The sequence below is a fragment of the Pedobacter humicola genome, from assembly GCF_056490705.1.
In genome coordinates this window covers 111,859-128,971 of record NZ_JBWJIG010000010.1, presented here as the reverse complement: position 1 = coordinate 128,971, position 17,113 = coordinate 111,859, and the positions used below count along the sequence as shown (strand labels likewise).

General features: G+C 40.0%; 11 protein-coding genes. 2 read left to right on the top strand and 9 right to left on the bottom strand.

Features of this window, described 5'->3' with window-relative positions; genetic code table 11:
• Positions 1-28: 28 nt before the first annotated feature.
• The 4 genes from AC04Q1_RS16380 to AC04Q1_RS16365 form a co-directional block, all read right to left on the bottom strand.
• On the bottom strand, positions 29-1,609 hold the full coding sequence (locus tag AC04Q1_RS16380) for a SusD/RagB family nutrient-binding outer membrane lipoprotein (protein WP_478365658.1): 1,581 nt from the start codon (positions 1,607-1,609) through the stop codon (positions 29-31).
• 20 nt (positions 1,610-1,629) lie between these two features.
• Positions 1,630-4,938 (bottom strand): SusC/RagA family TonB-linked outer membrane protein, encoded by a 3,309-nt coding sequence (locus tag AC04Q1_RS16375; RefSeq protein WP_478365657.1) that lies wholly within the window; start codon positions 4,936-4,938, stop codon positions 1,630-1,632.
• Between the two features lie 178 nt (positions 4,939-5,116).
• Positions 5,117-6,184 carry a FecR family protein gene (locus AC04Q1_RS16370; protein ID WP_478365656.1) on the bottom strand — a complete coding sequence of 356 codons (1,068 nt, stop codon included), beginning with the start codon at positions 6,182-6,184 and terminating at the stop codon, positions 5,117-5,119.
• A 571-nt stretch (positions 6,185-6,755) separates the two neighbouring features.
• Entirely contained in the window at positions 6,756-7,310 is a 555-nt protein-coding gene (locus tag AC04Q1_RS16365) for an RNA polymerase sigma factor (protein WP_478365655.1), read from the bottom strand.
• A 155-nt stretch (positions 7,311-7,465) separates the two neighbouring features.
• Between AC04Q1_RS16365 and AC04Q1_RS16360 the strand changes: the two genes are divergently transcribed.
• Positions 7,466-7,963, top strand: a complete 498-nt coding sequence (locus tag AC04Q1_RS16360) for an RNA polymerase sigma factor (RefSeq protein WP_478365654.1) — start codon at positions 7,466-7,468, stop codon at positions 7,961-7,963.
• Positions 7,964-7,968: 5 nt separating this feature from the next.
• A complete protein-coding gene (locus tag AC04Q1_RS16355) occupies positions 7,969-8,574 on the top strand; it encodes a hypothetical protein (protein ID WP_478365653.1) in 606 nt (201 codons plus the stop codon).
• A gap of 45 nt (positions 8,575-8,619) precedes the next feature.
• On the opposite strand, the gene AC04Q1_RS16350 is transcribed toward AC04Q1_RS16355, so the two are convergent.
• The 5 genes from AC04Q1_RS16350 to pgmB all read right to left on the bottom strand — a co-directional run bounded on the left by AC04Q1_RS16350 (position 8,620) and on the right by pgmB (position 17,077).
• Positions 8,620-10,557, bottom strand: a complete 1,938-nt coding sequence (locus tag AC04Q1_RS16350) for an alpha-amylase family glycosyl hydrolase (RefSeq protein WP_478365652.1) — start codon at positions 10,555-10,557, stop codon at positions 8,620-8,622.
• Positions 10,558-10,667: 110 nt separating this feature from the next.
• Entirely contained in the window at positions 10,668-12,044 is a 1,377-nt protein-coding gene (locus AC04Q1_RS16345) for an MFS transporter (protein WP_478365651.1), read from the bottom strand.
• Positions 12,045-12,138: 94 nt separating this feature from the next.
• Positions 12,139-13,821, bottom strand: a complete 1,683-nt coding sequence (locus AC04Q1_RS16340) for an alpha-amylase family protein (protein WP_478365650.1) — start codon at positions 13,819-13,821, stop codon at positions 12,139-12,141.
• Positions 13,822-14,000: 179 nt separating this feature from the next.
• Positions 14,001-16,319 (bottom strand): glycoside hydrolase family 65 protein, encoded by a 2,319-nt coding sequence (locus tag AC04Q1_RS16335; RefSeq protein ID WP_478365649.1) that lies wholly within the window; start codon positions 16,317-16,319, stop codon positions 14,001-14,003.
• A gap of 71 nt (positions 16,320-16,390) precedes the next feature.
• Entirely contained in the window at positions 16,391-17,077 is a 687-nt protein-coding gene (gene pgmB / locus AC04Q1_RS16330; protein WP_478365648.1) for a beta-phosphoglucomutase, read from the bottom strand.
• Between the last annotated feature and the right edge of the window lie 36 nt (positions 17,078-17,113).

The window sequence follows — 17,113 nt, the reverse complement described above, 5'->3', positions numbered from 1 at the left end:
GCTGGTAAAATAACCGGGATGATTTTTATTATTTATCCCACCACACTTTACCTGTAAGCTTATCACCTCCAGGTACAGCAGCTGAGGCGGCCTTGTAATTAACGGCATTCGTAACGCCCTCAAAAAGTGGATAAGGAAACCTGCGTGGAATGGTTCCATTGGTTGCGTTACCACTATAAACCACCGGGGTTAGAGCAGGCATGCCTGTTCTCCGCCAGTTAGACCAGGTTTCGTAAAAATCCAACATCGTAATGGTATGTGCCCAGTATTGAGTAGCAATCATATCCAAACCATTTACCGGCACATAAGGATGGGCCACCAGATATGCAGCAGCATCAGTAGCACTAACAGCCATTGATGGGTCGTACTGGGATAAATAGGTCATAGCCGAAGTTACACCTGCATTGTAATGTGTAGCTGCGCTACCGCCAATATTGTAACGCTGTGCAGCCTCTGCCCAAAGCAACTCTGTTTCTGCGTAGGTTAAAATAAATGTATTGCCATCCTTTTTCAACATACCGGGATTCGGTGAGGAATAATCGGTAAAATCTGTATAAGAAGGATCCTGACGTACATCTCTGCCTGCAATACCACTTAAATCTTTGCCGTTTGGCATGCCCTTTTGTACTGCAGCAGTTGTAATGAAAGCAGGATTTTGATCCTTAGTTCCATCGGTTAAATATAGCTTGGTTACAGCAACCTTACCTAAACGCGGGTCGTTATTGGTTTTTAAATAATTGATAAAGGTACTGCTCCAGCGCGTATAAAAATTCTCTTGTCCGCCGTCTCCCAAAAGCACCTGCGAATTTCTGTTTTTAGTTACACGGTCGCCATTGGCATCGTGTTTAAAAAATGCATTATCAGCGTCACTGGTCATGGTTTTACCTACCGCTTTGTTGATATAGTTTTGTGCCAATGTTGCATCGGCTTTGGTAAGCCTCATGGCCATACGCAACATCAAACTATTGCCAAAACGTTTCCATTTTGCGATGTCACCGCCGAAAACAAGGTCGCCCGTAACTTTGTCGCCGCTTGCATTTAGTGCCGTGCTGGCTTCATCAACCTCTTTTAACAGGTCGGCATAAATAACTTGCTGCGAATCATATTTGGGATACAGATTTGCAGTGTAATAACCTTTTCCTGCATCAAAATAAGGCACATCGCCATAAAGATCCGTTAACCTTTCAAAAATCAAGGCTTTCCAGATCCTGCCCATCTGATAAACATTGTTGTATTGTGCTTTACCTTTGGTAAATTCAACCAGATCGGCAGCATATTTAACCTGATCGGGATAAGCTTTTTCCCAATAAGCCGCGGTGTAACCTTCGTTAAGCAAGTATTTATCTCCTGCCCAATAACTAATAACAGACGACATGCCCTGCATCATGGTTGAGGCATAGATTAAATTTCCCCTCCAGGTTTCGTAAGCAAAATCGATGCTCCCGGTATAATTTAACTGAGCTGTAGATAAAAGAAAGTTCGGGTTATATTGTTCCTGGCCAATGGCTGTTGGATCTGTATTAATTTTTTCAAAGTCTTTTGTACAACCAGTCATCAGGGCTAATCCAGACAATAAAAGTGGTACATATAATTTTATGATCGTTTTCATTTTCAAATTCGTTTAAAGGATTATAACTTAACGCTTAAATTTAAACCATAGGTGCGCACTGGTGGCACACCACCTAACTCCATGCCCGGAATAGTAGCATTATAGCTCGATTCGGGATCGATGTTATCGGTTTTCTTCATGAGGATAAATAAATTACGGCCAACGAAACTTACATTTAAACCTTTAATCTTATTATTGAATAGTTTTGCAGGGAAATTATAACCCAGGATAACCTGACGGAATTTGATAAAACTTGCATCTTGTACAAACTGTTTTGATACATTATTAGCGAAATTGCCGTAATAAGTTGCCGCATTTGGTTTGGTAGGATCAGCAGCAGCGGCAGCATCCAATGCATCGCGGTTTTCGAGCGTTGCTTGATGTAAGCCGAACACATAACCATAATAATCAGTTGCTGAGAAAATTTTGCCACCCCATTTACCGTCGATCAGGAAGGAAAGATTAATACCTTTGTAGTTGAACTCATTATTCCAACCGGCAGTCCATTTATTGTATGCCGAACCATAAGGTTTCAATTCGCCTCTTTCCGGGATTCCGTCGGCACCCTTCACAATATTGCCATTGCCATCGTACTTATAGTCGTAAGCCATTACCTGTGCAATAGCCAATCCTTCAAGGTTTTGTAAAAAACCTACATTGCTTCTTGAGGTAGCTAGTGGTTGCGAAGCCGTACCAGGAGCAAGTGTTAACACTTTATTATCGTTATAGGAACCATTTAAAGTAGAGGTCCAGCTAAAATCTGTATTCTTTAACACCACACCAGATACTAAGGCTTCTACTCCTTTATTCTGTAACCGACCGATGTTTAAAATCGCGGCGTTATAACCTGTTGTTGTAGAAGCGGGAACAGCCAGAATTTCATCTTTCGATTTTTTATTGTACCAGGTAAAATCGAAGCTAAGGCGATCGCCGAAGAATTTCATCTCCGTACCAATCTCCAATTCTGTAGCACTTGATGCTTTTAAAGTAGCGTTTGGAATTGCGGCATTAACAATATTACCCAACGAGTTTCCATTAACGGTTTCACTACGTAAATTATAATATAGCTGGGTTTGAAACGGATAAGTGGCTTGTCCAACCATTGCATAACCCGCCCTAAGTTTACCAAAACTCAAAAAAGATGGTTTCCATAACTCAGAGAAAACAAATGAACCACTTACAGAAGGATAGATACTATTGAGTTTATTATCTTTCCCTGGGGTTGCCAAGGTAGAAAACCAGTCGTTGCGCGCACTCCCTGTTAAATATAAAATGTCTTTATAGGTTAACTCTAAGGTTCCGTAAACCGATTGTGTTTCCTGATCAGTCTGATAAATACCAACGGCCTTACCTCCGGTATTCGCTAAATTGTACACACCAAAAATCTGAAAAGATCCGCCAGTATTCGTGGTTCCGGCACCTTTGGTACGGCGATAGCTCGCACCAAAATTAGGTGTGATTGAAAAATCATCGATTTTAAAAGATTTACCAATTAACGCATCGACATTAATATCGGAAAATTTACTGATCTGTTCGGTATATCCTCCATCAGCATCATAAGCAGTACCTGATGGGGTAATGCCCAAATAATTATCATTGTAAGAATCCCTACCTGCACGTGCCTGTAAAAACAAACCGTTATCAAAGGTATATTTTGCATTTACCGAACTCATTAAACGTTCTCTTTTGGTATTGTGGATAAAATCGTAAGCGGCAAACCAAGGGTTGGTGGCATAGGTATTACCTGTATTGTACGAAAGTTCAGATCCATCGGCCTTTGTTCCTGGTTTTAAACTTGCGATGTTTACACTGGTTGGTAAAAACGCCGCGTTATAATTGGCATTACCTGCACCATCCGAAACCATTGGACGATTATTTGCCTGTTCTAAAATATAGTTGAAGCGAGCATCAATTACCAAATTTTTAATGGGATCGAAAGTACCTGATAAGGTGAAATTTTGCCTGTTTAGACCCGAATTCGGTACAACCGACCTGTTGGTCAAATCGCTTGCCGATAAGCGCATTACACCTCCAGTGAAAGATTTGTTTAATGCCAGGGTATTGGTAAAGGTTCCCCCTGTTCTATAAAAATCTTCGATATTATTTTCCTGGGCCGAATAAGGTCTGCTTACCCCATCAAATTGAACCACGTTAGATCCATCTAATTTTGCTCCCCAGCTCGAACCGCCCACTTGCGCGGCTGCCGTCGCATCGGCAGGCTTTACCCCATTGGCGCCCTGGCCATAAACGTATTGCCAATTGGTTCTATCCATTACCTGTTCGGCAACATAATTACTGCTAAATTCGATACTGTTTCCTTTTCCACTTTTGGTGGTAATCAAAATTACACCCGCCTTTGCCCTGTTACCATAAAGTGCCGAAGCCGCGGCGCCTTTAAGTACCGAAATACTTTCAATATCATCTGGATTTAAATTGCTGATCGCATCTCCCAAATCCGGAGCATTATCGTATTGTCCACCATTATTACCAATACCAATTGTGCTACCAAAACCTACTGGTGCACTTTCCATTGGAATACCGTTTACCACGTATAATGGCTGACTAGATGGACCTAAACTGGATACCCCGCGAATGGTAACGTTAGTTGCGGCACCGGCACCGCCCGAAGTACCTGCAATATCTAAACCAGCTACTTTACCTACCAAAGAGTTAGTAATGTTATTTTCTCTCGCCTGCGTTAAAGTTTCGCCACCAATCTGTGTAACCGAATAACCCAAAGCCCTTCTTTCTTTTTTGATACCCAAAGCGGTAACCACTACATCTGTAAGCTGTTTGGTATCTTCCGACAATACGATAGCGATACTGGTTTGTGATCCAATTGAAATTTCTTTCGTTTGAAAACCCGCATAAGAAACGACCAAAACTGCATTTTCAGGTGCGTTTAAGGAGAATTTACCGTTCACATCGGTAGACGTACCAATGCCCGTTCCCTTAACCCTAACCGTTGCCCCAGGTAGTGCCCCTCCAAGTGCATCCTTCACCGTTCCAGAAATCGGAACTTCTTTATTTTTGCTAATCACAATCAAGCCACCATCAGAAACAGAATATTTCAGGTTCGTTCTGTTTAAAATAGCTGCCAACACATCCGTTACCAAAGTGTTGGTTACCGTAATGCTCACATCCTTATTTACCGGAACATAAGAAGAACTGTAAACAAAATGGTAACTGCTTTGCTGTTCAATAATCTGTAATACCCTGGCCAACTTTGTTTTCTTAACATCCAAAGAAATCTTTTCCTGAGAAAAAACCGATGCCGAAACATTAAGACAGGTAATGAAAACCATAATACAGGCTAGTTTCATTAGCATAATGAATTTTAGGAGCGCTTTATATTTGGGACGCCCTTGCAGTAAGTAATAATAAATCATATTTTTGTTTTTTTTGGTTGCATAAGTTCTTGGCAGCAATCTGTTTGCGCATAAACTGCCATTAATTAATCAAAAGAGAAATTGTTAAGGGCGGTGCTCCAACACCGTCCTTTTTTTCCTATTTTGAGATGATTACCTGATTTCCCTTTATCTCATATTTAAAATTATTTTCAGTTGCTTGTAAAGCACGTAAAACTTCTTCGATGCTTTCGTTTGTAATGGTTGCCGTAAAACGGTACTTTTCTATGGCAGGATCTGTAAATTTGATTTCCACATTGTACCATTTTTCCAGAACATTTTTAATTTCATCAAAATCCTGATCGTAAATTTCGATCCGGTTTTGCGTCCAGGCCGTTTCTACGATGGTACTATCTTTTATTTTGGTATAATGGTTAATGGTAATTTCTGGCTGTGGGGCTGTGGGTTTAATCAGTTTACTTTCTTGTTTTGGGGCAATATTTTTATAAAAAGTAACCTTCTGACTTGGTTTTAAAGTAATAAGTCCGCCATTTCCGTTTACGGCCTCCATGGTAATTAAACCACGGATCAACGTCGCTTCAGAAGTAGCTTCGTCTGAATAGGCTTTTACGTTAAAAGCGGTACCCAACACATTGATATTAAAATCTGAGGTATGCACTTTAAATGGTTTATCCTTATTGTGTGTTACATCAAAAAAAGCCTCACCAGTTAATGTGACCTCCCTACATTGATCGTTAAACCCCTTGCCAATCGATAAAGTACTTTTGGCATTCAACAATACCGAAGTGCCATCCTGAAGCCTGATTTTTTTACGCTCACCACTTTTAGTAGTAAAAATATTCACTACCTGTACTTCACCCTTTTTACCATTGTAAGTGGTATAGTTGTTATAAATCAGTACTGAACCAATTGCCACAACTATTGCCGCAGCAATTTTAAGCCATAAATAAGGGTTGAGTTTAACCACTTTTTCTTCAGGAAACATACTTTCCTTAAAACTTTCTGCCTGTATATTTAACGGGCGTTTGTTCCCGCTTAAAATCACATACAGTTTTTTTGCTTCTCCAATTACCGCTGTCTGTTCTGGATGGGCACTAATGTATTTCTCCCAATATCCAATGCATAGCTGATCTGTTCCAGCACAATATTGCTGGAAAGTGCTATCAACAAGAAAGTCTTCTGCATTGAATCTACTTCTATCAACCATTCTTTTTGCCTTTTATATATCAGTGCCTAAAAGCTTTACTTTTTCCTAAGGAAATTTTAACTTTTTTTTAACATGACGAAATATATGCCCTGATTGGGTTATAACGAAGAAATTTAATTTGCATAAATGAAACTTCAGAAGTACAAAGGAGTGTTTTTTAAACCTTCAAATAATGCTTAATTGTTTTTTGGAAAGCAGTTGCAGTAGCTTTTTTAATGTCCGTCCTGCTTTTTGCTACAATCTTTTTTGCACTTCTGCTACGCCCAGGTGACAAAAAAGGATTTTCGCGTCAATCAGGTTTAGGTGGCCCAGGCTGTTTTACTATTGAGGGTTGGATGGGCAATTTACAGGAACGGTCTGTTGTAAATAGACCTGACAGAGCGGGTAGCCCACAGTGAAGCACAGCGGAACGAGGACTACAAGCGATGGCAGGACTACAGCACCAATGAAAAACAGACCGCTGATTTTCGGATAAAAACAAATGTTAAGATTAAAGCATAATCTGCACGGACTATCCCTTTAGATTCCTAAGTTTTTCCATTCCAAAACCCTGCTAAACTTTGGAAATGATTTACGCGTTAAATTCCTTTCTCAGGATTTTAAGCGCATCGTAAATCGTATTATAAGCGGTTTTAATTGTCTGGTTGCTCTGCTCAGCTATCTGTTCGTAACTTAATCCATCAAAAAACTTCAGGTGGATCAATTGCTTTTGGCGGAAGGTTAGTTTTTCCAATGCATTTTTAAGCTGATGTTGCACGAGTTCATCACTCTGCACTTTAACAATAAACTCTTCATAACTCATTTCCATCCAATCGCCATCGGCCCCGGCATTAAAAAGCGCGTCGTTAATTTTGCGTTTTCTTTCGAGGATTCTAAGCAATTTGCGTTTAAGAAAGGTACGGAGATAGGCCTCAACATTTTCGACACGGCTTAGGCTTTCATGTTTCTCCCAAATGGTGGTAAAAACAAGATCAGTAGCTTCACTCGAAGTATCGGCATCGGCACAAACCCTGATCCCAAAATTTACCAATGGATAATAGAGCGCCGAGTAGAGATCAAAAAATGCATCTTTATCGCCAGTACGTAATCGTTCCCATAATAAGTGATGCGCTAATTTGTTCTCCATTAATTTGTTAGTTGTTATCACAATATTAACTAAAAACAACAAGATTATTACTTACATATTTTGATCATTGTAATTTTCTATACCTATTTGCATAAAAAAAATCCATCACTGTAACTTTTTTTCAAAAGAGTATACTGATCAGGCAAAATTAGATTTTGAAAAAGACAGATTTAGAAATAACATTTGAAACACAATTAAAAGATTATAAACTTTTGATTTATAAAGTTTGCCGCATGTATGCAAACAACCACGACGATATTCAGGATTTATATCAGGATATTATTATCCAGCTTTGGAAATCCTATCCAAAGTTTAGGGGCGAGGCTAAATTCAGCACCTGGTTATACCGCATTGCAATCAATACTGCACTTACGAATTTCCGCAAACAAAAGCGTAACATCCAAACCAACGATGTAGAACTTCAAAGTATCCAGATCCCTTATGAAGAGGATGTTGGACTTAAAGAAGAGCAGCACCAACAGATGTACGCTGCCATACAACTGTTAAATGATGTGGAGAAATCAATCGTGATGCTGTACCTGGAAGACAAATCATACGATGAAATGGAAGAAATCTTAGGCATCAGCAATGCAACGCTCAGGGTAAAAATGAACCGTATAAAAGACAAATTAAGAACCTTTACCAAAAAATAAATAAGATGGAACTAGATCACTTAAAAAATAGCTGGAACATTGTTTCAGCAGATTTAACCCGCAACGAATTCGACATTATATCTGCAACAAAAAAAGAGATGGAATCTCCATTAGCCGATCTGAAAACAATGTCGAAAAGACAATTAATTACATTGCCCCTACTTATTGTTTTTTTAGCCGTAATGACCGCCACCGTACCCGATATGAAAAACCAGTTATTGGTTTGGATGGCATTTATTGTACTCCCTCTAACAACGATTTATTATTATTTCAATCTTAAACTGATCAATATGCTGGAAAACAGTGAGGGTGCAGTTAAAAATGATTTTCAAAGAAAGGTAAAACAGCTGATCAGCAACAACAACCTTTACCTTGGCCTTACAAGAGCAGCAATTTTGATATTGGTTATCATTACGGAGTTATTAATCCAGAATAACAATACGGGTTTAATACCAGGGATAGAGATTATAAAATCGATTCTGTTCCCCCTACGTTTATTGATTTATGCAGGGACAATCGGCGTACATTATGTTCTGAGCAGGTACTCTTTCAATCTATATTTTGGCCGGTACCTAAAACGGTTAAAAGAGTTGCTGGCCGATATGGACTAATTATCTAAAAACCTATCAGGTTTTGAAACCTGATAGGTTTTAGTGTTACTTCAAAGCGGTTTTACTAAAAATGTGATATTCTCCGGGAGCCAATGTTCCATTATAGACATTCGATGAAAGATTAACGCTGCTTCCAACGGCATCGATCCAGTTGCCAGCTGATCCAAAATCAATGCTAGCCGTTTGACTCACTACATCGAAATTACCAACCACCACAACTGTATTAGCACCTTCCGTTAATTTGATATATTTGACTCCTCCAGCTAAATTATAAGTTGAATTAGCAGAATTAAAAATGCTATTATTTTTCTTCAAGCGGATAAATTTGGCGTAAGCATCATACAGTGCCTTCCGGTTAGGATCGGTATAATAATCCCATTTAATTGGTTTTTCACCGGTTCTTCCATTAAAGTCGATGTTGATGTCGTAACCGAGTTCTCCAAATTGCCACACCATTTTCGGTCCCGGGATACTGAATAAGAATGCCGCTGCCAGTTCTTCCCTTTTCAAAGAAGTCGTTAAATTTCCTTTAATTACATAACTGCCCGAAGCATTTCCATAAGTAATATTTTTAAAATTCAATCTTTCTTCATCATGACTTTCGCCATAAGTAACCAGGCCATCAGACTTGGTAAAGCCATGGTTGGCATAAAATCCCCATTGAAAATTCGAATTACCCAGCCATCCCATGGTGGCTTCGTTCATGTTTACGTTGAGGTTGTTCCAAAGCATCATGCCATCATCGGCCAATACCTTTTCTTCCGATTCTTCTGCAAAATGTTCTAAAATCACATAAAAATTATTGGCATCTACACTTTTAATAAAAGTATTATAATCTTTCCAAATGGCAATACGGCTGGCATCGTATAGTTTAAACTGATCATCATTTGTTGATTGTTTCTGTGTAAATCCTTTTGAAAGGTCGAAACGGAAACCATCAATCTTATATTCTTGCATCCAAAACTTCATTACATCCTTCGAGAATTTTTTAGTGGCCTGGCTTTCGTGGTTAAAATCGTAACCGACATTAAATGGGTGTTTGGCATCAACGTTAAACCATGGGCTCGAAGTGGTTGGTTTTGAACCATCGAAATACAATTGTACCATGGGCGATTGTCCGAATGAATGATTTAATACCATATCCATAATCACCGCAATGCCACGGCCATGGCATTCATCGATAAAATTTTGTAGCGCAGTTTTGGTCCCGTAGTATTTATCGGGAGCAAAATAAAATGATGGATTATACCCCCAGCTTAAATTGCCCTCGAACTCATTTACAGGCATTAGTTCAATTGCATTGATACCTAAACCGATTAAATAATCGAGTTTGGCCAATGTTGAGGCATAATTGTGATCGGTGGTAAAATCGCGGACCAGCAATTCATAAATTATCAGGTTATCTTTAGCAGGACGGGTAAAACTGGTATTTTTCCAGGTATAAGTTGGCTGGTTGGCCTGCATTACACTTACAATACCAGTGGTTTTACCTGTAGGATAAGTTTTTAAATTTGGATACGTTGCAGCCGTGATATATTGATCATTATCTGGATCTAGTACTTTTTCGGAATAAGGATCGGCCACTTTTAAATTCCCATCCACATCAAACTGATAAGCGTATTCGGTATTCGGGTTTAAATTATCAATCTGAATCCACCAGTAATTCCCATCAGTTGTATTTTTCATTGATGCCGCTGTGGTAGACCAATTGTTAAATTCGCCGATCAGCGAAACTGATTTTTTGCCTGGGGCATATAGGCTTACCAGGGCTGATGTTCCGTTATTGATAAATACCACCCCGTCTTTGGCCCCGGCAGGTAAATCGGCTTTTTGATTGGTAGGTAAAGGATCGATACCAGCATCAGTTGATGCTTTTTTACATGCGCTATTAAATGCGGTTACCAATAGCAACAGATAGATGATTTTTTTTGCTTGATTCGTTTCGTGCAGACACGCACCTAGACGGTAAATTATCTTTTTCATTTGGTTAGGGATTTTTAATTTATGGGCACGATTATCTCCTCGGTCTGTATCTTCACAGACCGAAATATGAGTGGTGGTCTGTGGGAACACAGACCATGGAAGAGCAATCTTTATATCGATCTATTTTCTTCTACTTCCAGTGTTGAGGCTAAAACTTCATCTACTTTCTTTGGTTCGCGGATAAATACATAACAGATTACAGCGGCCAGGATCATTAATCCCCCACCCAATTGAACCGCTAAAAGCCTGTCGTTATTTAATACATTACGCATAAGCCAACCAAAGCCTAACGAAGCGATAATTTCTGGCAGCACGATAAAGAAATTAAAGATGCCCATGTAGATTCCGATTTTATCCTTGGGCAGCGATCCGCTCAACATGGCATAAGGCATAGAAAGAATGCTGGCCCAGGCAATGCCAACCCCCGTCATACATAAATACAACATATTTTTATCGTGCACCCAGGCCACGCTGATTAAACCTATTGCTCCGCAAACTAAACAAAGGGCATGCGTGGTTTTACGGCCCAATGCATCGGCAATTTTTGGGAGTACCAAAGCAAAAAGAAAAGTAATCACACTATAATAGGCAAGGGTTAAACTTCCAAAATCCGCACCTTGTGCATACACCGGATCGGCTGCATCTCTACCCCCAAAAACATTAACGGCAACGGCAGTTGTATAATAAAACCACATTAAAAACAAACCAGGCCAGGTAAAAAACTGTACCAAAGAAACAATCTGCATCCTTTTAGGCATATTTCTTAAAGCATGCAAAATCTCTCTCGCTCCCCCACCAAAACCTTTGTTACTTTCTTTTACTTTTTGTTTGAAATCAACATCCTGAGGTGGATATTCCTTAGTGGTAAAAACGGTCCACAATACAGCAGCAAAAAAGAAAAATGCACCGATATAAAAAGAGAACTTTACATTTTCGGGAATGTTGCCCTGTTCGGCCGTATTGGTTAAATGAAAAATATTGTTCATAATCCACGGTAATGCCGAAGCCACACTTCCACCTAAACCGATCATCATACTCTGCATAATAAAACCGCGGTTCACCTGGCTATCGGGCAGTTTATCGGTCACAAAAGCACGGAAAGGCTCCATGGCAATATTTCCAAAAACATCTAAAACCCAAAGCAATCCGGCCGCCATCCACAACACGCTGCTATGTGGCATAAAGATTAAGGCAATGCTGCTTACAATGGCACCGATCATAAAATAAGGTCTTCTTCTGCCCCATTTCGGATGCCAGGTACGGTCGCTCAGATAACCAATAATCGGTTGCACCAAAAGCCCAGTTAGAGGAGCAGCTAAAAACAATAGTGGAACCTGATCGGGGTTGGCACCCAGGTTTTCGTAAATACGCCCCATATTTGCACGTTGTAAATCCCAACCGAACTGGATCCCGAAAAAACCAACACTCATGTTGATAATTTGCGCAAGCGTTAATCTGGGGTTCTCGAATACTGTTTTTAAGGTCATTTTGTGTAGTTTAAGTGCTTAGCGCAGGGCGCATGGCGTTACATTTTGATTAAAATAATGTTCAATCGCTAACCGCGTGACGCATCGCCAATGGTTAAAATTCAATCACCTGCGCGCTAACGGGTGCAAGGCTTACGGGTATACTGGTTCCTGCCGGGATATTTAATTTCCGATCTGTTAACAGATCCGTAACCGGTGATGAATGTTTAACTTTTAAAATATGATCAGGGATTTCGATGTTGGCTGTTAAGCTTTGTGTACGATCAAAATTGGCCACGATCAGCAAACGTTGTTTCCCCGAATAGCGGATAAAAGCATACATGCGGTTATTCATGTTACCGGTAACAGGTACCTCATAAATTTCGCCATTTATTATAGCATCGCTTGTTGAGGTAACTTTTAACAATTGTTTGTAATATGCCCTGAGGTTTTGTTGCGTCGCATCTAATTTAAATCCATCAAATAAACCTCCGTTCATCCATTTCTGGTGATTCGGAACACCCCAATAATCGAATATCGTGGTTCGGTTGTCATCCCCACCAAAACCCTCCTGACCTTTTCCTGGTTCGCCTACTTCCTGACCGAAATAAAGCATCACCGGACCTGAACCTAATGTTGCCGAAACAACCATTGCAGGCAAAGCGAGTTCGGCTTTCCCTGCAAATCCTGCTGATGCAATGCGTTCTTCATCGTGATTTTCTAAAAAGCGCAACATGTGTTTGCCAAAACCAGCAATCTCTACCTGCCACACGTGTTTAATTGCTGATACATCTGCAGTTGGTTCATTTCTGATCAGTTTTTTGAGTCCATCATATAAACCCACTTTATCATACAGGTAATCAAATTTACCTTCATCCAGGTATTGTTTGTACACTTTCGGATTGTAGGCTTCTCCTAAGAATATCAGATCAGGATTGACCTTTTTGATCTGCGGAATTACCCAGTTCCAGAACGCAATCGGCACCATTTCGGCCATATCGCATCTAAAACCATCCACGCCCTTGTTGGTCCAGTAAGTTAAAATATCGCGCATTTTCAACCAAACCGGCGGAATGGGATCGAAATATTGTTTTTCGCCATTCTGATAATCGATACCATAATTCAACTTAATGGTTTCATACCAGTCGTCGTATTTGGGCTGCGCAGAAAATACGTTATTGCCTGTTGCCTTTGCCGGATTCTCTTCAAACTTACCATCCTGCAGTACAGAAATCGGCGTCTGTCTGGCTCCCTCTGTTGGCACTGAAAAGGGCTGACCAGGTGTATAATAAAAATCGTTAGTAGCGCTAAAAGCTTTCGTTACATCATCCTGTATACCAAAGTCGGTTACGCCATTTGGCTTGGCATAGGAATGGTAACTTCTGGCCACATGGTTGGGTACAAAATCAATCAGCACCTTCAGGTTTTTAGCATGTGTTCTTTTAATCAATGCTTCAAATTCCTTCATCCTGTTTTTAACATCAACGGCCAAATCTGGGTCAACATCATAATAATCGCGGATGGCATAAGGCGAACCAGCCCGGCCTTTTACCACATCGGCATCATCAACTTTGATCCCATAAGCGGAATAATCGGTCAAACTTGCATGTGCCAAGGCACCTGTATACCAAACATAGTTTACATGGAGCTCTTTTATGCCATCTAAAGCTTTGTCGGTAATATCGTTAAACTTTCCCGAGCCATTCTGTTCGATGGTTCCGTAAGGGATATTGGCGGTATTTTTATTCCCGAACAAACGGGGCAATAACTGGTAAATAACGATCTGCTTATCGTTCATTTTTGTATGCTTTTTTTGTGCAAAGGATGATGACGAAATTAGTAAAAAGAGAATTGTCACTATATATGCAACCGCATGAAGATTGCTTACCCGAAAAATCGGGACAAGCTGTCGTTTCTTCTCGCAATGATGATTCATTGCGAAAGTGACATTATCCATTTCACATTTTACTTCAGCAATCATACCAACGCTGCGTTATCCACTTCAATTTCGGCATTTCCGGCCAATTTATATACCTGGTTTCTGATGCCGATTTCTAAATCAATGGCGGCATGGTTTTTAATGCTGATGCCATTTTCGGTAATGTTTATTTTCAAGGTTGCCCCTCTAAAGCCAATGGTAAACGAAAATGATTTCCATTTGCCTGGCAGGAAAGGATTAAACTGCAATTTACCATCGCGTACACGCATTCCCGCAAAACCTTCTACCACGCTCATCCAGGTACCTGCCATCGAAGTGATATGCAAACCATCTTCTGTATCGTTATTGTAATCGTCGAGATCTAAACGGGCAGTACGCAGATAAAATTCGTAAGCACGTGCTTCGTCATTTAATTTCGCGGCTAGAATACTGTGAACGCAGGGCGACAATGAACTTTCGTGTACAGTACGCGGTTCGTAGAAATCGAAATTCCTTTTCAAGGTATCCAAATCGTAATCTTCTTCGAAGAAATATAATCCCTGTAAAACATCCGCCTGTTTGATGAAACATGAACGTAAAATCCTATCCCAGCTCCATTTTTGGTTAATCGGTCTATCGCTTGGAGAAAGATCTTTTACCAAAGTCTGCTCTTTATCCAGATAACCATCCTGTTGCATGAAAATACCCAGTTCTTCATCATGTGGATAATACATCTTTTCGATTATATCTGCCCAGTCTGTAAATTCTTTCTGATCGAAATTTAATGCTTTTAATAAGCTATTGTATTTTTCTGGTTGCTGTGTTTTCACGATTCCGGCGGCTTCGGTCGCATATTTCATGCACCATGTAGCCAAAATATTGGTGTACCAGTTGTTGTTTACGTTGTTCTCGTACTCATTTGGTCCGGTAACACCAAGCATAACGTATTGCTGTTTATCGTTGCTCCAGTTAACACGTTGTTTCCAGAAACGCGCAATACCAATCAGAACTTCTAATCCAAAATCTGATAAGTAACTTTCATCGCCTGTGTAACGGATGTAATTAAAAATAGCAAAAGCAATGGCACCGTTCCGGTGGATTTCTTCAAAAGTAATTTCCCACTCATTATGACATTCCTCCCCGTTCATGGTCACCATCGGATACAATGCAGCACCGTCTTTGAAACCCAGTTTAGCTGCATTTTCAATCGCTTTGCCCAATTGTTTATGACGGTAAACCAACAGGTTTTTACTTACTTCCTGAGGTGCAGTGGCCAGATAAAAAGGCACACAATAGGCTTCTGTATCCCAATAGGTAGAACCCCCATATTTTTCGCCCGTAAATCCTTTCGGACCGATATTCAATCGGTCGTCTTTACCGGTATAGGTTTGAAAAAGCTGGAAAATATTAAAACGGATAGCCTGCTGAGCAGAAACATCTCCCTCAATAATGATATCACTTTCTTCCCATTTAGTGGCCCAGGCTTCAGCTTGCTCTTTTAACAGCGTATCAAAACCTTTGGCAGATGCTTTGGCAATTACGGATTTCGTTTCTTTTAAAAGTGATTCCTTTGCGTAATTTTCGGAAGATAAATTTGCCGCGATTTTAACCAGGGTGATTTCTTCGTTGGCTTTAACATCAAGCGAAAAAGATTGTCCAACGAATTTCTCCTTACGAACTGCTTCCGGATCAATCTCTAATTGCTCAGCATTTTTATATAATTTAATGTTACTTCCGGTACAAACTTCAAATTCTGTTTTCTTTGTCCTCAGTTTAATATAGGCTTCCGTTCCAGCGATTTCATCAGCTACTTTATCCCAGAATTTTTCGTCGTAGTTACTGTCCTGATTTTTAACATCACCATCGATAAAAGGCATCAATGTTAACTTGCCATCGAAATTTAATGGTGTAATACGATAACGAATGGCACCAACCTGATCATCAGCGATGCTACAAAAACGCGTAGATTTAACTTTTAGCGTTTTGCCACTTTTTAATTTTGCAGTGAAATTACGTTCCAGATATCCGGCATGCATGTTCAGCACACGTTTAAAATCACTTACTTCTGCTGTTGCCAGATCAAGAATTTCATCATCCAGTTTTACTTCAATGCCAATCCAGTTTGCTGCATTTAATACTTTGGCAAAATATTCCGGATAGCCATTTTTCCACCATCCTACACGGGTTTTATCCGGATAGTAAACACCTGCAACATAATTCCCTGGTAGGGTTTCTCCAGTATAGGTTTCTTCAAAATTGGCACGCTGTCCCATACGGCCGTTACCCAGGCTGAAAATACTTTCGGAAATTTTATTTAAATGTGGATCAAAGCCTTCTTCGATAATATTCCACTCATCTGCTTTAATGTAATTTTTCATAATTAGTATTGAGTAGTGAGATATGAGATTTGAGATAATGCCCCCTAAACCTTAAACCCTACACCTTAAACCTATAAACTTTCTAAATCTCTAACTGTTAATTTATCTAATCCGCTTACAACCACATCGGCTTGGGTAAGCACATTTTTTTCGCCAATACCGATGGCTTTCATTCCACCCCTTTTTGCTGCTTCTACACCGGCAACGGCATCTTCAAAAACCACACATTCATCCGGTTTAAAACCTAAAAGCTCGGCACCTTTTAAAAATACTTCCGGATCTGGCTTCGACTTGGTGACCATGTTTCCATCTACAATTTCATCGAAGAAATGGGCAAGGTTTGTTTTTTCCAAAATGATACCGGAATTTTTACTTGCAGAGCCTAAAGCCAGTTTGTAGCCAGCTTTATGTATTTCTTTTAGAAAATCAACCGTTCCAGGTAAAACCTCAGCAGGTGTCATTTTGGTGATCATATCTACATACCAGCTGTTTTTTAAGGCAGCCAGTTCTTCTTTTTCGGCATCAGTTTTTTCTACCCCACCCCAAGCTAAAATCTTATTCAAACTTTCTACCCTGCTCACCCCTTTTAACTGTTCATTCTGCTCTTCGGTAAAATCGAAACCCATGGTATTGGCCAGCCGTTTCCAGGCTTTATAGTGGTAAACTGCGGTATCGACCAGTACGCCATCCAAGTCAAAAAGACAGGCCTTGATTTGAGTTGGGAGTTGGGAGTTTGAAATTGGGAGTGTTTCTTGCATCTTTCTTATATTTTTTAGTATCAGGCAGTGAATATC